Below are 18,761 nucleotides of genomic sequence, written 5' to 3' on the forward strand. Positions count from 1 at the left end.
TGATCCAATGCGCAGGATGCTCCATCTCCGGCACCCGCCGGCCCTGCGACTGCGAGCCGCCGAACTTACCAGATAGATCGGGGGTGCGCTAGCCCGCCCGGTCCTAGCTGTTGACAGCGCCGTGAAGCGCACGTTCGGTGCCGCGCAGAGGTAGAATCACCAGTTTAGACCCAATTGAGAGAAGGTCATGGCTCACCCCTACAGTGCGCGCAGCCGCGCCATCGAACCCTTCCACGTCATGGCGTTGCTGGCGCGGGCCAACGAGCTGCAAGCGGCCGGTCATGATGTGATCCACCTGGAGATCGGCGAGCCGGACTTCACCACTGCCGCGCCTATCGTCGAGGCAGGCCAGGCAGCGCTGGCTGCCGGGCATACCCGCTATACCGCCGCGCGTGGCCTGCCGGCACTGCGCGAGGCGATTGCGGGTTTTTACGACCAGCGTTATGGCGTTGCGGTAGACCCTGAACGCATCCTGATCACCCCGGGGGGCTCTGGCGCGCTGCTGTTGGCCAGCAGCCTGCTGGTCGACCCGGGCAAGCACTGGCTGTTGGCAGACCCCGGCTATCCATGCAACCGCCACTTCCTGCGACTGGTCGAGGGTGGTGCGCAACTGGTACCTGTCGGGCCTGAGGTGAACTACCAGCTGACCGCCGACCTGGTGGCCCGTCACTGGAACCAGGACACTGTCGGTGCCCTGGTCGCCTCGCCAGCCAACCCCACCGGTACGGTGCTGGAGCGTGATGAGCTGGCCAGCCTGGCCAAGGCCACCCGCGAACGAAATGGCCACCTGGTGGTGGACGAGATCTACCACGGGCTGACATACGGCATGGACGCTGCAAGCGTCCTGGAGGTGGATGATTCGGCATTCGTCCTGAATAGTTTTTCCAAGTATTTCGGCATGACCGGGTGGCGGCTTGGCTGGCTGGTTGCCCCGCCTGACGCCGTGGCCGATCTGGAAAAGCTGGCGCAAAATCTGTACATCAGCGCGCCCAGCATGGCCCAGCACGCCGCACTGGCCTGCTTCCAGCCTGAAACCCTGGCAATATTCGAAGCGCGCCGCGCCGAGTTTGCCCGTCGTCGCGACTACCTGTTGCCCGCCCTGCGCGAACTGGGCTTTCGCATTGCCGTGGAGCCGCAGGGCGCGTTCTATCTATATGCCGACATCAGTGCCTTTGGTGGCGATGCCTTTGCCTTTTGTCGGCACTTTCTGAAAACCGAGCACCTGGCGTTCACGCCGGGCCTGGATTTTGGTCGCCACCTGGCCGGCCATCATGTGCGCTTTGCCTACACCCAGAGCCTGCCGCGGCTGGAGGAAGCGGTCCAGCGCATCGCCCGGGGCTTACGGAGCTGGCAAGGCTGATGGTGTTCTTTCCTCCACTCGAGCAGGGGCGGCTGTTGCGCCGCTACAAGCGGTTCCTGGCGGACATCGAACTGGCCAATGGGGAGCAACTGACCATCCATTGCCCCAACACCGGCTCCATGCTCAATTGCATGCGTGAGGGCGGGCAGGTCTGGTTCAGTCGCTCCAACGACCCCAAGCGCAAGCTGCCGGGCACCTGGGAAATCAGTGAAACGCCCCAGGGGCGGCTGGCCTGCGTCAACACGGGGCGGGCCAACGCGCTGGTCGAAGAAGCGCTTCGCGCCGGCGTGATCCGAGAGCTGGCGGGCTTCACTGCACTCAAACGTGAGGTGGCCTACGGTGAAGAAGGCAGCCGCGTGGACTTTCGCCTGGAGTTCGACCACGGGCCGGCCTACGTCGAGGTCAAGAGCGTGACACTGGGGTACCCGGACACGGCAGTGGCCGCTTTCCCGGATGCTGTCACCCAGCGCGGTGCCAAGCACCTGCGCGAACTGGCGACGCTGGCCCGGCAAGGTATACGTGCGGTGCAGTTGTACTGTGTGAACCTGACAGGCATCGAAGCGGTGCGCCCGGCCGACGAGATCGATGCGGCTTATGCCCGGGCACTGCGCACCGCGGTGGCGGATGGAGTAGAGGTGCTGGCCTATGGTGCGCGCCTGGATGCCGGGCACATCGTCATCGACCGTCCGCTACCGGTGCTGCTCAACCCCTGAGCCAGATGCCCTGGCTATCTTCCAGGCAGTCCAGGGCCTGCAGCGCGTCACCTTCGCAGGGGCCTGCCACGCATTCGCCATTCTCAATCAGGAACAGCGCCCCGTGATGGGCGCAGTGGATCAGGCTGGCACTGTCATCGAGAAATGCGTCCGCCTGCCAGTTCAAGGGGATACCCCGGTGCGGGCAGCGGTTGCGATACAGGTGCACACGGCCCTGGCGACGCACGCCGAACAGTTCGGTGCCGTCTACGCTGAAGGCGCGGCTGTGGCCCTCGGCCAGCGCTGCGGAAGTACAAAGGAAGTGCATTTGCGGGAACGACTCGTGAAACAAGTGATGGCTTGACGCGTCAATGCGAATAATTATCAAATTGCCCGCTATCGCTGCGCCCGGTTGTCTATGGTGCGCAGTTCCGCCGTTCGCCACAAGGCGTGTGGCTCGCCTTCAGAAGGAATCCGATGATGCGTCGTCCCACTGTCTTGCTTGCCTTGTGTGCGGCCCTGGTTACTTGCACCCAGGCCCTGGCCGCCGACCTGCCACAGCGCTGGGTCAGTGCTGGCGGCGCATTGAGCGAGTGGATCAGCGCACTGGGCGGCGAACCGCGCCTGGTGGGTGTGGACACCACCAGCCAGCATCCTGAGTCACTCAAGGGCCTGCCAAGTATCGGTTACCAGCGCCAGTTGTCGGCCGAGGGCATTCTCAGCTTGCGCCCGGATGTACTGGTGGGCACAGAAGAGATGGGGCCGCCACCTGTGCTTGCGCAAATCCGCAAAGCCGGCGTTCGGGTGGAGCTGCTCTCCAGCAAGGCTGACCTCGCCGCCGTGGATGCAAACCTCGAGCAGTTGGGTATGTTGCTCGGCGCCGAGCAGAAGGCCGCGCAACTCGTTGCCGATTATCATCAGCAGCTCGAGGTATTGCAGGAGCAGGTCAAGCAGGCTCAGGCCAGCCACAAGGTGCCGGGTGTGCTGTTGCTGGTCGGCCATGCCGGTGCCAAACCGCTGATTGCCGGGCAGGGCACCGCAGGTGACTGGCTGCTGCGTCAGGCAGGTGGGCGAAACCTGGCGGAGCATCAGGGATACAAGAACTTCTCCAATGAGGCGTTGGCGGCGCTGGACCCGGATGTCGTGGTGTTCTCCGACCGCGCCTTGGTCGGCGACCAGGCCCTGCAGGCACTGCTCAAGGAAAACCCGGCCCTGAACGCCTCCCGCGCGGTACGCGACAGGCGCCTGGTGCCACTCGACCCGACCTTGCTGGTTGGCGGCCTGGGCCCGCGCTTGCCGCTGGCCCTGCAAGACCTGGCGGCTGCGCTCTACCCGGCGGCAAAGGTCAGCTTCACGCAATGAAGCCGCGCGTGCAGCCACGTACACTGATTATCTGCCTGAGCCTGCTGTGCCTGTTGGCGGTATGGCTGTCCCTCGCGTTGGGCCCTGTGAGCTTGCCGCTGTTCGATACCTTGCGCGCGGGCCTGCGGTTATCGGGGCTGCGCATCGATGGCGAAGGCCTGCAGCAGGCCGAAATGATCCTGGGCCAGATTCGCCTGCCACGCACACTGCTGGGTTTGGCAGTGGGGGCGGTGCTGGCGCTGTGCGGTGTGGCCATGCAGGGGTTGTTCCGCAATCCGCTGGCCGACCCTGGGCTTGTGGGTGTCTCCGCCGGTGCCGCGATGGGCGCCGCAGTGGCTATCGTTGGCGGTAGTTGGTTTGGCGGCATGCCTGAGGCTTTCGCACCTTACTTATTGTCACTGTGCGCCTTTGCCGGCGGCCTCGGGGTCACCGCGCTGGTCTATCGCCTTGGGCGGCGCGACGGGCAGACCAATGTGGCCACAATGTTGCTGGCCGGTGTAGCCATGACTGCGCTGGGGGGCGCGGCGGTTGGCCTGTTTTCCTACCTGGCCGACGATGCCACCCTGCGCACGCTGACCTTCTGGAACCTGGGCAGTCTCAATGGTGCCAGCTACGACCGGCTGTGGCCGTTGCTGATCGTTGCCGCAGGCGTCGCGCTGTGGTTGCCGCGCCGGGCGCGGGCGCTCAATGCCTTGCTGCTGGGCGAGTCCGAGGCGCGGCACCTGGGGATCGAGGTGGAGCGGCTCAAGCGCGAGTTGGTGTTCTGCACGGCCTTGGGTGTGGGAGCGGCCGTTGCGGCGGCGGGGCTTATCGGCTTCATCGGCCTGGTGGTACCGCACCTGGTGCGCTTGCTGGCCGGGCCTGATCACCGCGTGGTGTTGCCCGCCTCGTTGTTGGCCGGCGGCGTGCTGATGCTGCTCGCCGACCTGGTGGCACGCTTGGCGCTGGCGCCGGCCGAGTTGCCGATCGGTATTGTCACGGCATTTATCGGTGCGCCGTTTTTCCTGGTTCTGCTGATCAGAGGGCGCAGCTGATGTTGCAAGTCGAGGGCCTGTACCTGCGTCGTGGTGGGAATGAAGTACTGCAAGACCTCCACCTGCAATTGCACCCGGGCCAGGTCATGGGCGTGCTCGGGCCGAATGGTGCAGGCAAGAGCAGCCTGCTGGGCGTGCTGTGTGGCGAGCTGTCGCCCGGCCAAGGAAGCGTGACGCTGCTGGGCCGGCCGTTGGCCGATTGGCCTGGGCAGGCGCGGGCCAGGCGCCTGGCGGTGTTGCCGCAGGTGTCCAGCCTGGGCTTTGCGTTCAGGGTCGAGGAAGTGGTGGGCATGGGGCGAATGCCGCATGGCAGCGGCCAGGTGCGTGACGCTGAGATCGTTGAGGCGGCCCTGCACGCGGCGGATGCCTGGCACCTGCTGGGTCGCAGTTACCTGGCTTTGTCGGGCGGAGAGCGGCAACGGGTGCATCTGGCCCGCGTACTGGCTCAGCTTTGGCCGGGTGAGCAGGGGACTACGCTGCTGCTTGACGAGCCGACCTCGATGCTCGATCCCTTGCACCAGCACACCACCTTGCAAGCCGTGCGCAGTTTTGCCGATCGCGGCGCAGCGGTATTGGTGATCCTGCATGACCTGAACCTGGCGGCGCGCTACTGTGATCGTATCCTGTTGCTCGAAGGCGGCCGTGCCCATGCTCTGGCGTCTCCGCAGGAGGTATTGACGCCCAGGGCGCTCAAGGCCGTGTTCGGCATTGACGTATTGGTGCAGGCCCATCCGGAACGGGGGCATCCGCTGATCATCACCCGCTAGGAGGCGTTGCCGATGCATCATTCCTTACTGTCTGGCGCGTTGCTGGGCTTGTTGCTGGCGTTGGGTGGCTGCCAGGCCAGCTTGCCGCCGTTACCCGCCTGGCAGAGTAGCGAGGGGCGTGACAGCGCAGACCTGGGGCAAATCCACGACCTGGCCAGTGGCAAGGTCATCAGCCCGGAACAGCTGGTCGAGCAACTGGCTGGCGTACCGCGAGTGCTGGTAGGCGAAAAGCATGACAATGCCGACCATCACGCCTTGCAACTTTGGTTGATCCGCGCCATGCAGGCCCGGCGTGCCCAGGGCAGCCTGCTTCTGGAAATGCTGCAACCGCAGCAGCAGTCACGGGTCGATGCGGTTGAAGACCAGGCGCGGTTGCCGCAGGACCTGCCCAAGGCCCTGGCGTGGCAGGAGGGCTGGGACTGGCAGCTGTACGGGCCGATCGTACGTGAAGCACTGGGTAACCATATTCCCCTTCTGGCCGCCAACCTGTCGCCTGGCGAAATGCGCCAAGCCTACCGGCAGGCGGCGGCGGTGCCGGGGGCGCAGTCCAATGCCCCGTCAGTAAAGGCGGCATTGCTCGAGCAGGTGAGGGCCGGGCACTGTAATTTGCTCCCCGAGAGCCAGTTGCCGGCCATGCTGGCCGTTCAGCAACAACGTGACCGGCGCATTGCCGAGCGGCTGCTGGCAGCGCCGCAGCCGGCCTTGTTGTTCGCCGGTGCATTCCACGCACGCAAGGACCTGGGCGTGCCGCTGCACCTTGCCGACCTGGGGGCCGAGGGGCAGAGCAAAGTGCTGCTGCTGGCCGAGGTCGGTCAGCAGGTCGAGGCGGGGATGGCAGACTTTGTGTGGTATACGGCTGCGATGCCGGAGCAGGACTATTGCGCACGGTTGCGTAGGTAGACGGGGAAGCGCGGGCGCTGGCAATGCAGTGACAAGCAAAAAAAAGACCCGGCAAAAATGCCGGGTCAATAACCGTGATTAGCCTGATGAGGAGATAATCTGAGAGTCCGAACCAGGGGCTTTCAGCTTATCCAACCAGTCTCGCGACCAGTTGTGATAATCATAACGATTCTCATTATCGAGTCAATCCCCATCTGATGTTTATTTTGCATTTTTTTGCGCAGGGCATTTCGCATCCAGTTGTTGATTGAGCGCTTGCTTGCGTTCGGCCGGCAAATCGTTCCAGTGCATGTCCAGCAGCGCGCCTTCAATGGCGTACAGCAACACCTTCGACGCCCGGAATCCTCGGGTTTTCACGGCCTGGTACGCACCTACCGCGCCGAGTCGACGCAAATCCGATGCACTGTGGATACCGGCCGCATGCAACCACTGCGCGGAGGTCTTTCCAAGATTCTTCAGATGCTGCAATTCATCGTTCATCGAGCCTCCTTGCGATGGCTGAACGGGTATTAGGGGATAAATCGCGAGCAGGTCAGAGAGGAGTGTAGCGGGGGTTGGAAAATGCGCGGCCTTTTGCCATCGGGGGCGACGAGATGCCCTGTTTGCGCTGGGTGCAGGAATGCGGGCCGGCCAATTGCCGGCCCGAATTGCGTTGAATCAAAGACCGGGCAAACGCTGACGGACCTGGTCGATCACCTGGTCCATGCTGCTGGCATCCTGAGTATCAACACGTGTGCTCTGCTGCAGTTCAACGTCATCCAATGGCTCACGGCTGGCCTGCTGTGCCTTGACCACTTCCAGGGTGGCGTCCGACGGGTCGCTATTCTGGGCCAGGCGCTGCGCCAGCCAACTGGCGATGACCGCCTCCGGTGCCTGGCAATCGAGGATCAGCAGTGGCACGCCGGTATCGCTCGCGACCTCGGCTGCGGCCTTGCGGTGTTCGTGCTTGAGGTAAGTGGCATCGAGCACTACCGGGAAGCCTGCGCGCAGGATGGTCGCGGCAAGCTGGTGCAGGCGCTGGTAGGTGGCGGTGCTGGCATCGTTGTCGTAGATGCCGGCTTGCAGTTGGCCTGCTTCGGCTTTCTGCTGTTCACCGAACAGGCGCTTGCGCTCCACATCGGAACGCACGCGCACGGCGCCCAAGGCTTCGACCAGGCGCATGGCGACGTGGCTCTTGCCCACGGCCGAGACGCCATGGGTGATGGCCAGCAGGCGCGAAGGGATGGCGCTGTAGCTTTCAGCCAGGTTGGCGTAGTTGCGGTAGGTGCGCAGGCTGGTGGCGCGCTGCACGCCATCGGCATTGGCCGGCATGCTGAACAGGGCGATCTTGGCGCGGACCAGGGCGCGGTAGGCCTTGTAGAAGTTCAACACTTCCAGGCCTTCATAGTCGCCGGTCAGCTCCAGGTACTGGCTGACGAAGCGCCGCGCCAGGCATTTGAGGCCGCGGTCTTCCAGGTCCATGGCGAGGAAACCGGTGTCGGCCCAGACGTCGGTCATGCGGAAGGGTTCGTTGAACTCGATGCAGTCGAAGATCACCACCTTGCCATCGATCACGGTGGCGTTACCCAAATGAATGTCGCCATGGCATTCGCGGGTGAACCCATTGGCCTTGCGCGCCGCGAACAGGCCTTCAAGGCGTTCGAAACTGCTGCGCGCCCAGGCCTGCAGGTTGTCCAGCTGCTGCAGGTCGGCCTTGTCACTGAGGAATGGGCGGATCTGCTCGAAGTTCTGCTCGACCGGGGCCATGACGCTTTCAGGTGAGCCATAGGGCTGCTCGGCGGGCACTTTCGGAGTTTGCAGGTGGAATTCGGCGATCTGCCGGGCCATTTGGTCGATGTGCCCGGCATTGAGTTCACCGTTGGCCTGCAGGGTGTTGAGCATCTGCCCCTGCGGGAACTGGCGCATTTTCAGCGCGTACTCGATCGCCGCACCTTCACCGCCGAGCTGCGGGGCTTCGGCGCTGCCAGTGATCGGCAGCACTTCCAGGTACAGGCCGTCGGTCAGGCGCTGGTTCAGGCGCAACTCTTCGTTACAGAAATGCTGGCGCTGATCAAGCCCGGTGAAGTCGAGGAAGCCGAAATTCATCGGCTTCTTGATCTTGTAGGCGTATTCGCCAGTGAGCAGGACCCAGGAGATATGCGTCTCGATGAGTTGGAACCCGTCCACGGGGTGAGGGTAGAGGGCAGGGTTCTGCAACGCTTTGATCAAGGCTTGGCTCACGGGAAATCCTTCCGGGGGCAGGGAATTCGAAGGCGCCATTATGGTCAATGGTGCCGTCCCTGCATACCGCCAGAGGGCGCCTGCCCAGCCTTTACAAAGTGCGTATAATCCGCCGCCATGACTCGAACCCGAAATTCCCGTACTCCTAAGAAACGCCCGACCGGCCGCTCGCGCGCCTGGCTGGGCTGGGCGTTGAAGCTCAGCCTGGTCGGCCTGGTGATCGTTGCCGGCTTCGCGGTTTACCTCGATGCTGTCGTCCAGGAGAAGTTCTCCGGCAAGCGCTGGACCATCCCTGCCAAGGTGTACGCCCGGCCGCTGGAGCTGTTCGTCGGCCAGAAGCTGAGCAAGAACGACTTCCTCACCGAACTCGATGCCCTCGGCTACCGGCGTGAAAGCGCGGCCAATGGCCCGGGCGCTGCGGCTGTCAACGGTAACACCGTCGACCTCAACACCCGCGGCTTCCAGTTCTACGAGGGTATGGAGCCCGCGCAGTTCGTGCGTGTGCGCTTCTCCGGCGACTACGTTGCCGGGCTGTCCGGCGCCAACAATGGCAAGCTGGATGTGGTGCGCCTCGAGCCGTTGATGATCGGGGGCATCTACCCGAAGAACCTCGAGGACCGCATCCTGATCAAGATCGATCAGGTGCCGCCGTACTTGCTCGAAACCCTGGTGGCAACCGAAGACCGAGACTTCTACAGCCACTTCGGCGTGTCGCCAAAGTCCATCGCACGCGCAATGTGGATCAACACCTCCTCCGGTTCCATGCGCCAGGGTGGCAGTACCCTGACCCAGCAGTTGGTGAAGAACTTCTACCTGACCAGCGAGCGCACCCTCAGCCGCAAGCTGACCGAAGCGATGATGGCCGTACTGCTGGAGATGCACTACGACAAGCGCGAAATTCTCGAGGCCTACCTCAACGAGGTGTTCGTCGGCCAAGATGGCCAGCGCGCCGTGCATGGCTTCGGCCTGGCCAGCCAGTTCTTCTTCAGCCAACCGCTGTCGGAGCTCAAATTGCACCAGATCGCCCTGTTGGTGGGTATGGTCAAAGGGCCGTCCTACTACAACCCGCGTCGCCACCCCGAGCGGGCTCTGGCGCGGCGTAACCTGGTCCTGGACCTTGTGGCCGAGCAGGGCGTTGCGAGCCAGGAAGCGGTCGATGCGGCGAAGAAGATGCCGCTGGGCGTGACCAAGCGAGGCAGCCTGGCCGACAGTTCGTTCCCGGCCTTCCTCGACCTGGTCAAGCGCCAGCTGCGCCAGGACTATCGCGACGAAGACTTGACTGAAGAGGGCCTGCGCATCTTCACCAGTTTCGACCCGATCCTGCAGATGAAGGCCGAAACCTCGATGAATGAGACCTTCAAGCGTCTGTCGGGGCGCAAAGGCGCTGACGAGGTCGAATCGGCGATGGTCGTGACCAACCCGGAAACCGGTGAGGTGCAGGCCCTTATCGGCAGTCGTCAGGCCGGATTCGCCGGCTTCAACCGTGCCATCGATGCCGTGCGGCCGATTGGCTCGCTGGTCAAGCCGGCGGTATACCTGACCGCGCTGGAGCAGCCGAGCAAGTACACCCTGACCAGCTGGGTGCAGGACGAGGCGTTTTCGGTCAAGGGCGCCAATGGCCAGGTGTGGCGCCCGCAAAACTATGACCGCCGCCCGCATGGCACCATTTACCTGTACCAGGGGCTGGCCAACTCCTACAACCTGTCGACCGCCAAGATCGGCCTGGAAGTGGGTGTGCCCAACGTCATCAAGACCATCGGCCGGCTCGGGGTCAATGTCGACTGGCCAGCGTTCCCGGCAATGCTGCTGGGGGCCGGTGGCATGTCGCCGATGCAGGTGGCGACGATGTACCAGACCATCGCCAATGGCGGTTTCAATACGCCGATGCGCGGCATCCGCAGTGTGCTCACCGCCGAAGGTGAGCCGCTCAAGCGTTACCCGTTCCAGATCCAGCAGACCTTCGATCCGGGCTCCATCTACCTGGTACAGAACGCGATGCAGCGGGTGATGCGCGAAGGTACCGGCCGCTCCGTGTACAACGTGCTGCCCAGGTCGCTGACCCTGGCGGGCAAGACCGGTACCAGTAACGACTCGCGTGACAGTTGGTTCTCAGGCTTCAGCCAGGACCTGCTGGCGGTGGTGTGGATGGGCCGTGACGATAACGGCAAGACGCCGTTCACTGGCGCCACCGGTGCCCTGCAGGTGTGGACCAGCTTCATGAAGAAGGCTGACCCGCTGCCGCTGGACATGCCGCAACCGGACAACGTGGTACAGGCCTGGATCGACCCCTACAGTGGGCAGGGTTCCGACGCAAGCTGTCCGGGGGCGGTGCAGATGCCGTATATTCGCGGGAGCGAACCGCCCGCCGGCGCGATCTGTGGCGGCGAGCAGAATCCGGCAGAATCGGTCATGGACTGGGTCAAAGGCTGGATGAATTAAGCCCTGGCAGCATTGATGAGGTGTGAAGTGAAAAAGTGGTGGTTTCCTGCCGTGACGGCACTGGTGGTGCTGCAGGGCTGTTCCAGCGTTCAGCGTGGCAACATCCCGGTTGTAGACTCGAGCACACGGGTGTCCAACAGTGAACGCGTGACGGCCAACCGCTCGGCGGCCGGCATCAGCAATGGCACCTCGCAGGCGCAGACCCTGCCTGAGGACTCCGGCGTGACCGTGATGATTCCGCAAGGTGCCGGTGCCACGGGCATCCAGACGTTCCCGGCAGGCAATGGCGTGGCCCCGATCAGCACCACGCCGATTACCACTGGCCCCGGCACATCTGCACCGATGACGACCAACCCCAACCCGATCGCCGACGAACCGTTCGACATCGCGTCGATGAACAGTGCCCCGGCCGCTGCCAGCGCGCCAACCGGCATTCCGCGCAGCAGTGCGGCATCCGGGGGGCTGTCGGCTGACGAGCAGCTCGATGGCCCGGTGCTGGCATTGTTGACCACCGCCCAGTCGCAACAGGGCAGTGGCGACTTCAACGGTGCGGCCTCGAGCCTGGAGCGCGCCCAGCGCATCGCCCCGCGTGAGCCGCAGGTACTGTTCCGTCTGGCGCAGGTGCGCCTGTCCCAGGGCGATGCGGCGCAGGCCGAGCAATTGGCGCGCCGTGCCCTGACCTATGCCAATGGTCGCCCTGACCTTCAGGCCGAGCTGTGGAACACCATCGCCCAGGCCCGTGAGAAGCAGGGTGACAGCGCCGGCGCCGCGCTGGCCCGGCAAAAAGCGCGGGTCAACTCCTGATGATCGAGCAGCGCATTCTGGACATCGCCGACCACCTGCTGCTCATCGAGCGTGAGTTGATCGTGCAGGGCTGGTGGGCTGACGAGCCGCCAAGCGATGAGGCGCTGGCCAGCACAGTGCCTTTTGCGGTCGATAGCATGAGCTTCGAGCAGTGGCTGCAGTGGATATTCCTGCCGCGAATGAAGATCATCATCGAGCTTGGTCAACCGCTGCCCAACGCCTCGAGCATTCTGGTGATGGCCGAGACGGTGTTCGTCGACCGGCCGGAGCAGAGTCGTGAGTTGCGACGCCTGCTGGCAGAGTTCGATCAATTGATCGCTGCTTGAGCCTGATTTCTTCTCTTTTTCCTTCAGGGGCCGCAGATTGTGGCCCTTTTTTGTGGAAAAGTTATTTTTCCTGCTGCTGTGTCGGTTTTTAGTGGTGGCAGGAATTCATCTTGAGGAAAAATTGGCAATAATTTTTCTTGACTTGTAGCCGCCAAATCACAAGAATCCAGTTTCCGCTTTAGAGGGACTGCCAGAAGCAGACCCGCTAAGCAGATCATGAGGCGCACACCCGCGCCGACCTGTTACACCCCGCAACGCGTTACCTCGCGCTGGGTGGGATAACCCCGCAACACTCAGGGGTGCTCCCAATACTTGCTCAGTCAGTGCTGACGTTCGCTCATGCTCTGCTTGGCAGTAAACCTATTAAGACCCGTCCACTAGGGACGGTATTCTGGCGTTTTAGAGGTGAACAACGTGGAGCTTTTATCTGGCGCTGAGATGGTCGTCCGCTTCTTGCGTGACGAAGGCGTTAAGCACATCTACGGGTACCCTGGTGGTGCTCTCCTGCATGTTTACGACGCCCTGTTCAAGGAACCGGAAGTCGAGCACATCCTGGTTCGTCACGAGCAGGCTGCTACCCATATGGCGGACGGCTACGCCCGCGCCACCGGCAAGGCCGGTGTGGTGCTGGTAACCTCCGGCCCGGGCGCGACCAATGCCATCACCGGTATTGCCACCGCTTACATGGACTCGATTCCGATGGTCATCCTGTCCGGCCAGGTGCCTAGCACCATGGTGGGTACCGATGCCTTCCAGGAAACCGACATGATCGGCATCTCGCGGCCGATCGTGAAGCACAGCTTCATGATCAAGCACGCTACCGAGATCCCTGAAGTTCTGAAAAAAGCCTTCTATCTGGCGCAATCCGGCCGTCCAGGCCCGGTCGTGGTCGACATTCCAAAAGATATGACCAACCCGGCCGAGAAGTTCGAATACGTCTATCCGAAGAAGGTCAAGCTGCGCTCCTACAGCCCGGCAGTGCGTGGCCACTCCGGCCAGATCCGCAAGGCTGCCGAGATGCTGCTGGCTGCCAAGCGTCCGATCGTCTATGCCGGTGGCGGTGTGATTCTCGGTGGTGGCTCCGAAGCGCTGACCGAAATCGCCAAGTCGCTGAACCTGCCAGTCACCAATACCCTGATGGGCCTTGGCTGCTTCCCGGGTACCGACCGCCAGTTCCTGGGCATGCTCGGCATGCACGGTAGCTACACCGCGAACATGGCCATGCACAATGCCGATGTGATTTTCGCGGTCGGTGCACGCTTCGATGACCGCGTGGTCAATGGCCCGGCCAAGTTCTGCCCGAATGCCAAGATCATTCACATCGACATCGATCCGGCGTCGATCTCCAAGATGATCAAGGCCGATGTGCCGATCGTGGGCCCGGTCGACAGCGTGTTGAACGAGATGCTGGGCATCCTCAAGGAAATCGGCGAGCAGCCAGACAAGGCAGCGGCCGAAGCCTGGTGGAAGCAGATCGACGAGTGGCGCGGTAATGGCGACCTGTTCCCCTACAACAAGGGCGACGGCAGCGTCATCAAGCCGCAGACCGTCATCGAGACCTTGTGCGAAGTGACCAACGGCGATGCTTTCGTCACCTCCGACGTCGGTCAGCACCAGATGTTCGCAGCACAGTACTACCGCTTCAACAAGCCGAACCGCTGGATCAACTCCGGTGGCCTGGGCACCATGGGCTTCGGTTTCCCGGCAGCCATGGGCATCAAGCTCAATTTCCCGGATCAGGACGTGGCCTGCGTGACTGGCGAAGGCAGCATCCAGATGAACATCCAGGAGCTGTCCACCTGCATGCAGTACGGCCTGCCGGTGAAGATCGTCAACCTGAACAACGGCGTGCTGGGCATGGTCCGTCAGTGGCAGGACATGGCCTACAACGGCCGTCACTCGCACTCCTATGTCGAGTCGCTGCCTGACTTCATCAAGCTGGCCGAGGCCTATGGCCATGTGGGTATCCGCATCACCAGCCTGAAGGACCTCAAGCCGAAGCTCGAAGAAGCCTTCGCGATGAAGGACCGCCTGGTGTTCATCGACATCGCGGTCGACCGTACCGAGCACGTCTATCCGATGCAGATCAAGGATGGCTCGATGCGTGACATGTGGCTGAGCAAGACGGAGCGTACCTGATATGCGGCACATCATTTCCCTGCTGCTGGAAAACGAACCCGGTGCTCTGTCCCGCGTGGTCGGCCTGTTCTCCCAGCGCAACTACAACATTGAAAGCCTGACCGTGGCGCCCACCGAAGACCCGACCCTGTCGCGTCTGACGCTGACCACCGTTGGCCATGACGAAGTGATCGAACAGATCACCAAGAACCTCAACAAGCTGGTCGAAGTGGTCAAGCTTGTCGACCTGTCGGAAAGCGCTCACATCGAGCGTGAACTGATGCTGGTCAAGGTCAAGGCCACCGGTGCCCAGCGTGCCGAGATCAAGCGCACCACGGACATCTTCCGTGGCCAGATCGTCGATGTTACCGCCAGCGTGTACACCGTACAGCTCAGTGGTACCAGCGACAAACTGGACAGCTTCATCCAGGCCATCGGCACTGCATCGATTCTCGAAACCGTGCGCAGTGGCGTCACCGGCATTGCCCGTGGCGACAAAGTGCTCAGCATTTGAATTCAAAAATTAGCGATGGCTCCGCAGGGGCCGAGATATAACCAGGGGTATTTCATGAAAGTTTTCTACGATAAAGACTGCGACCTTTCCATCATCCAGGGCAAGAAAGTCGCCATCATCGGTTACGGTTCCCAGGGCCACGCCCAAGCGTGCAACCTGAAGGACTCCGGTGTAGACGTTACCGTCGGTCTGCGTAAAGGTTCGGCTACCGTTGCCAAGGCTGAAGCCCACGGCCTGAAAGTGGCCGACGTCGCCACCGCCGTCGCTGCTGCCGACCTGGTCATGATCCTGACCCCGGACGAGTTCCAGGGCGCTCTGTACAAGAACGAAATCGAGCCGAACATCAAGAAGGGCGCCACCCTGGCCTTCTCCCACGGTTTCTCGATCCATTACAACCAGGTCGTTCCACGTGCCGACCTCGACGTAATCATGATCGCGCCGAAGGCCCCGGGCCATACCGTGCGTTCCGAGTTCGTCAAAGGCGGCGGTATCCCTGACCTGATCGCTATCTACCAGGACGCCTCCGGCAACGCCAAGAACGTCGCCCTGTCCTACGCTTCGGGCGTTGGTGGCGGCCGTACCGGCATCATCGAAACCACCTTCAAGGACGAGACTGAAACCGACCTGTTCGGTGAGCAGGCCGTTCTGTGCGGCGGTACCGTCGAGCTGGTCAAAGCCGGTTTCGAAACCCTGGTCGAAGCTGGCTACGCGCCGGAAATGGCCTACTTCGAGTGCTTGCACGAGCTGAAGCTGATCGTCGACCTCATGTACGAAGGCGGCATCGCCAACATGAACTACTCGATCTCCAACAACGCCGAATACGGTGAGTACGTCACCGGTCCGGAAGTCATCAACGAAGAATCCCGCAAGGCCATGCGCAACGCTCTGAAGCGCATCCAGGACGGCGAGTACGCGAAGATGTTCATCTCCGAAGGCGCCACCAACTACCCATCGATGACCGCCAAGCGTCGCAACAACGCCGCTCACGGTATCGAAGTCATCGGCGAGCAGCTGCGTTCGATGATGCCGTGGATCTCGGCTAACAAAATCGTCGACAAGACCAAGAACTGAGTCTTATCGAATGACGAAAAACGCGGCTTCGGCCGCGTTTTTTCGTTCTGGCATTCAGCTTCTGGTATAAAGCAGACCAGTGGCCTGCCGTCAGAACCTGTTTCGCGGGCCCGTGTCGAACATTTTCCATCCTGTTGCAAGGTACCCTCCATGAGCGAACGTCCCGAAGAGCCGAACAAGCCCTCCGACGCCGAAAGCCTGCTACCTGTCGATGAGCACGTTGAAGAAGGGCATGATGCCGAAGGGCGCAAGGTGCGCCATCGCGGTATCTATCTGTTGCCCAACCTGTTCACCACCGCCAACCTGTTTGCCGGTTTCTATTCCATCATCAACTCGATGAGCGCGCAGAGCGCCCTGAGTGCTGGCGACCCGCGCGAGGCGAGCAAGTACTTTGCATTTGCCGCCATCGCCATCTTCGTGGCCATGGTGCTCGACGGCCTCGATGGCCGTGTCGCCCGCATGACCAACACCCAGAGCGCCTTCGGGGCCGAGTACGACTCGTTGTCGGACATGGTCGCCTTCGGCGTGGCCCCGGCCCTGCTGGCCTTTGGCTGGGCGCTGGGCGACATGGGCAAGGTCGGCTGGATGGTCGCCTTCATCTATGTGGCCGGTGCCGCGCTGCGCCTGGCGCGTTTCAATACCCAGGTCGGTACTGCCGACAAGCGCTACTTCATCGGCCTGGCCAGCCCGGCTGCCGCTGGTGTGGTCGCCGGTACCGTATGGGCCTTCAGCGACTATGGTATCCAGGGCTCCAAGTTGTCGTTCCTGGTGGCACTGCTGGTTGCCGCCGCCGGTATGTTGATGGTCAGCAACATCAAGTACAACAGCTTCAAGGAGCTCGACCTCAAGGGCCGCGTGCCGTTCGTGGCGATCCTGGCGGTGGTGCTGGTGTTTGCCGTGGTATTCAGCGACCCGCCGCGCATCTTGCTGCTGATTTTCCTTGCCTACGCCGCTTCTGGTCCGATCCAGTTCCTGCTCAAAGGCCGCCATCGTAAATCCTGAATGATTTAATGATGGAATAACCCTGCGGCTCCATAGTCTTACTGGTACATCCGTTAACCAGTGCTGTGGAGCCGTCATGCTCATAAAGCTTCCCAGGTCTTCCGATTGCAAGGCATCGGAGATCACTCCCGAAAGCATCTACCTTTCCCGTCGTACCCTGTTGGGTGGCTCCATGGCCGGCGTTGCGCTGGGTGCGATGCCCTTTGCGGCGCGCGCGGCCCAAACATCGCGTTACGCAGATGTCGAGGCAGGTAACGCACCGGCCTGGTTCACCAGCAAGCTGGCTGACACGCGTTGGCAAGCGGTGACGGTAAAAGACGAGGCGATCACGCCCTTCAAGGATGCCACTCATTACAACAACTTCTATGAGTTCGGGCCTGATAAAGGCGACCCCGCCGCCAATGGCGGGAGCCTGAAGACCGAACCCTGGTCGGTGGTGGTCGATGGTGAGGTTGGCAAGCCCGGGCGTTATGCGCTGGAAGACTTTGTCAAACCCTACGCGCTTGAGGAGCGTATCTATCGGTTACGCTGCGTGGAGGCCTGGTCAATGGTCATCCCCTGGTTGGGCTTTCCCCTGGCGCAAGTGCTCAAGCAGGTTGAACCGACCTCAAAAGCGCGTTATGTACGGTTCGAGACCCTGCAGGATCCGCAGCACATGCCGGGGCAGCGTTCGGGCTTCGCGTTGATCGATTGGCCGTACGAAGAGGGCTTGCGCCTGGATGAGGCGATGAACCCGCTGGCCATCCTGGCGGTCGGCATGTATGGGCGCGAGTTGCCCAACCAGAACGGTGCGCCGCTGCGCCTGGTGGTGCCGTGGAAGTACGGGTTCAAGAGCATCAAGTCGATCGTGCGGATCAGCCTGGTGGACGAACGGCCGCGCACGACCTGGGAGAGTCTTGCGCCTGATGAATATGGTTTCTATGCCAACGTGAACCCCGAGGTCGATCACCCGCGCTGGAGTCAGGCGCGCGAACGGCGCCTGCCCAGTGGGCTGTTCAGCCCCAACGTGCGACAGACACAGATGTTCAATGGCTACGCCGATGAAGTGGCGTCGCTGTACGCTGGCCTCGACCTGCGGAAGAACTATTGATGCGTTATCCCTGGCTGCGCCTGGCCATCTTTATAGTGGGTTGTCTGTTTCCGCTGTGGTGGTTGTATGAGGCGGCGATGAACCTGCTCGGACCGGACCCTGGGAAGATCCTTATGGATCGGCTTGGGCTGGGGGCGTTGATCTTCCTTTTGATCACGCTGAGCATGACGCCGCTGCAGAAGCTGACAGGCTGGTCGGGGTGGATCGTTGTGCGTCGGCAACTGGGGTTGTGGTGTTTTGCCTATATCGTGCTGCACCTCCTTTGCTACCTGTTCTTTATCTTGGGGCTGGATTGGGGGCAGTTTGCCGTCGAGCTGCGCAAGCGGCCGTACATCATTGTGGGGGCGCTCGGCTTCCTTGGCTTGCTGGCGTTGGCGGTGACTTCCAATCGTTACAGTCAGCGGCGCTTGGGCGCGCGCTGGAAGAAACTGCACAAGCTTGTGTATGTGATTCTCGGTTTGGGCCTGCTGCACTTCCTGTGGATTGTGCGCTCCGATCTGCGCGAGTGGGCGATCTACGCGGCCATTGCTGGCTTGTTGATGGTGCTGCGGGTGCCGGCGGTGGCGCGGCGAGTGCCTCGAATCATGGGGCGGCGGGGAGGGGGGGCTTCGTAGGCGCTAAAAGGACAATGGCGAACACCTGCTGTGCTTGATAGAGCCATTTCTGCCTATATTTCAATTTCTTGAAATTAAAGGTTGACGCCCTCCCGAATCCCCTTATAATGCGCCCCACTTCCAGCGTAGTCGGAACGAGAAACTCCTTGAAATTCAAAGAGTTGCTTAATCTAGGTGGTGCTGGTGGTGCTTCGGTCGTCTGATCGATAGCGGTTGAAATGGTGGTTGACAGCGCTTCTAAACGCTGTATGATTCGCCTCCCGCTACGAGAGATCGCAGCGAGCCAAGTGTTTGAAGTTGAACGAGTTTCTCGCAAAAAACTTCAAAATAAACGCTTGACAGGCTCTGAGGAAAGCGTAGAATGCGCGCCTCGGTTGAGACGAAAAGCTCTTAACCAAACGCTCTTTAACAAATCGAATCAAGCAATTCGTGTGGGTGCTTGTGAGTA

General features: G+C 61.9%; 18 protein-coding genes. 15 read left to right on the forward strand and 3 right to left on the reverse strand.

Translation table 11 applies throughout. The annotated features are described in order from the left end of the window. Positions 1 to 187 precede the first annotated feature (187 nt). Positions 188 to 1,360: a pyridoxal phosphate-dependent aminotransferase gene (locus tag EGJ09_RS07745; RefSeq protein WP_125923563.1), complete on the forward strand. Its 1,173-nt coding sequence runs from the start codon at positions 188 to 190 to the stop codon at positions 1,358 to 1,360. Then, entirely contained in the window at positions 1,360 to 2,073 is a 714-nt protein-coding gene (gene sfsA / locus EGJ09_RS07750; protein ID WP_039604039.1) for a DNA/RNA nuclease SfsA, read from the forward strand. The genes EGJ09_RS07745 and sfsA overlap by 1 nt, the downstream gene beginning before the upstream one ends. On the opposite strand, the gene EGJ09_RS07755 is transcribed toward sfsA, so the two are convergent. Then, positions 2,063 to 2,380, reverse strand: coding sequence for a Rieske (2Fe-2S) protein (locus EGJ09_RS07755; RefSeq protein ID WP_115273551.1), 318 nt, complete (start codon positions 2,378 to 2,380; stop codon positions 2,063 to 2,065). The two genes, sfsA and EGJ09_RS07755, sit on opposite strands and share 11 nt — an antisense overlap. 149 nt (positions 2,381 to 2,529) lie before the next feature. Between EGJ09_RS07755 and EGJ09_RS07760 the strand changes: the two genes are divergently transcribed. Genes EGJ09_RS07760 through EGJ09_RS07775 form a run of 4 tightly spaced genes read left to right on the forward strand, consistent with a single transcriptional unit; the run spans position 2,530 to position 6,115 of the window. Then, complete coding sequence (locus EGJ09_RS07760) at positions 2,530 to 3,414, forward strand: hemin ABC transporter substrate-binding protein (RefSeq protein ID WP_125923564.1); 885 nt, start codon at positions 2,530 to 2,532, stop codon at positions 3,412 to 3,414. A 50-nt stretch (positions 3,415 to 3,464) separates the two neighbouring features. After that, complete coding sequence (locus EGJ09_RS07765) at positions 3,465 to 4,448, forward strand: iron ABC transporter permease (RefSeq protein ID WP_174142464.1); 984 nt, start codon at positions 3,465 to 3,467, stop codon at positions 4,446 to 4,448. Then, positions 4,448 to 5,215: a heme ABC transporter ATP-binding protein gene (locus EGJ09_RS07770; RefSeq protein WP_125923565.1), complete on the forward strand. Its 768-nt coding sequence runs from the start codon at positions 4,448 to 4,450 to the stop codon at positions 5,213 to 5,215. The genes EGJ09_RS07765 and EGJ09_RS07770 overlap by 1 nt, the downstream gene beginning before the upstream one ends. 12 nt (positions 5,216 to 5,227) lie before the next feature. Then, positions 5,228 to 6,115, forward strand: a complete 888-nt coding sequence (locus tag EGJ09_RS07775) for a ChaN family lipoprotein (RefSeq protein ID WP_125923566.1) — start codon at positions 5,228 to 5,230, stop codon at positions 6,113 to 6,115. A 201-nt stretch (positions 6,116 to 6,316) separates the two neighbouring features. Here the strand turns inward: EGJ09_RS07775 and EGJ09_RS07780 are convergent, their stop codons facing one another. Together EGJ09_RS07780 and EGJ09_RS07785 are read right to left on the reverse strand one after the other, a co-directional pair. After that, positions 6,317 to 6,595 (reverse strand): TfoX/Sxy family protein, encoded by a 279-nt coding sequence (locus EGJ09_RS07780; RefSeq protein WP_012312680.1) that lies wholly within the window; start codon positions 6,593 to 6,595, stop codon positions 6,317 to 6,319. Positions 6,596 to 6,772: 177 nt separating this feature from the next. Next, positions 6,773 to 8,335, reverse strand: coding sequence for a bifunctional aminoglycoside phosphotransferase/ATP-binding protein (locus tag EGJ09_RS07785; protein ID WP_119688260.1), 1,563 nt, complete (start codon positions 8,333 to 8,335; stop codon positions 6,773 to 6,775). Between the two features lie 117 nt (positions 8,336 to 8,452). Here EGJ09_RS07785 and mrcB point away from each other — a divergent pair, with 117 nt between their 5' ends. The 9 genes from mrcB to msrQ all read left to right on the forward strand — a co-directional run bounded on the left by mrcB (position 8,453) and on the right by msrQ (position 18,313). Further along, on the forward strand, positions 8,453 to 10,774 hold the full coding sequence (gene mrcB, locus EGJ09_RS07790) for a penicillin-binding protein 1B (protein WP_115273557.1): 2,322 nt from the start codon (positions 8,453 to 8,455) through the stop codon (positions 10,772 to 10,774). Positions 10,775 to 10,789: 15 nt separating this feature from the next. Further along, the gene (locus EGJ09_RS07795; RefSeq protein ID WP_046788177.1) at positions 10,790 to 11,578 is read left to right on the forward strand and encodes a M48 family metallopeptidase; all 789 of its coding nucleotides are present in this window, start codon (positions 10,790 to 10,792) and stop codon (positions 11,576 to 11,578) included. Further along, positions 11,578 to 11,904 carry a YqcC family protein gene (locus EGJ09_RS07800; RefSeq protein ID WP_012312684.1) on the forward strand — a complete coding sequence of 109 codons (327 nt, stop codon included), beginning with the start codon at positions 11,578 to 11,580 and terminating at the stop codon, positions 11,902 to 11,904. The genes EGJ09_RS07795 and EGJ09_RS07800 overlap by 1 nt, the downstream gene beginning before the upstream one ends. A gap of 414 nt (positions 11,905 to 12,318) precedes the next feature. Beyond that, on the forward strand, positions 12,319 to 14,043 hold the full coding sequence (locus EGJ09_RS07805) for an acetolactate synthase 3 large subunit (RefSeq protein WP_115275469.1): 1,725 nt from the start codon (positions 12,319 to 12,321) through the stop codon (positions 14,041 to 14,043). A gap of 1 nt (position 14,044) precedes the next feature. Continuing rightward, positions 14,045 to 14,536 carry an acetolactate synthase small subunit gene (gene ilvN / locus EGJ09_RS07810; RefSeq protein ID WP_003250040.1) on the forward strand — a complete coding sequence of 164 codons (492 nt, stop codon included), beginning with the start codon at positions 14,045 to 14,047 and terminating at the stop codon, positions 14,534 to 14,536. A gap of 54 nt (positions 14,537 to 14,590) precedes the next feature. Next, on the forward strand, positions 14,591 to 15,607 hold the full coding sequence (gene ilvC / locus EGJ09_RS07815) for a ketol-acid reductoisomerase (protein ID WP_012312686.1): 1,017 nt from the start codon (positions 14,591 to 14,593) through the stop codon (positions 15,605 to 15,607). Between the two features lie 150 nt (positions 15,608 to 15,757). Next, positions 15,758 to 16,609, forward strand: coding sequence for a CDP-diacylglycerol--serine O-phosphatidyltransferase (gene pssA, locus EGJ09_RS07820; RefSeq protein WP_012312687.1), 852 nt, complete (start codon positions 15,758 to 15,760; stop codon positions 16,607 to 16,609). A gap of 76 nt (positions 16,610 to 16,685) precedes the next feature. Next, positions 16,686 to 17,699, forward strand: coding sequence for a protein-methionine-sulfoxide reductase catalytic subunit MsrP (msrP, locus tag EGJ09_RS07825; RefSeq protein ID WP_125923567.1), 1,014 nt, complete (start codon positions 16,686 to 16,688; stop codon positions 17,697 to 17,699). After that, positions 17,699 to 18,313, forward strand: a complete 615-nt coding sequence (gene msrQ / locus EGJ09_RS07830; RefSeq protein WP_125923568.1) for a protein-methionine-sulfoxide reductase heme-binding subunit MsrQ — start codon at positions 17,699 to 17,701, stop codon at positions 18,311 to 18,313. The genes msrP and msrQ overlap by 1 nt, the downstream gene beginning before the upstream one ends. Positions 18,314 to 18,761 lie beyond the last annotated feature (448 nt).

This window comes from Pseudomonas sp. p106 (assembly GCF_003936645.1).
GTDB classification, from domain to species: domain Bacteria; phylum Pseudomonadota; class Gammaproteobacteria; order Pseudomonadales; family Pseudomonadaceae; genus Aquipseudomonas; species Aquipseudomonas putida_E.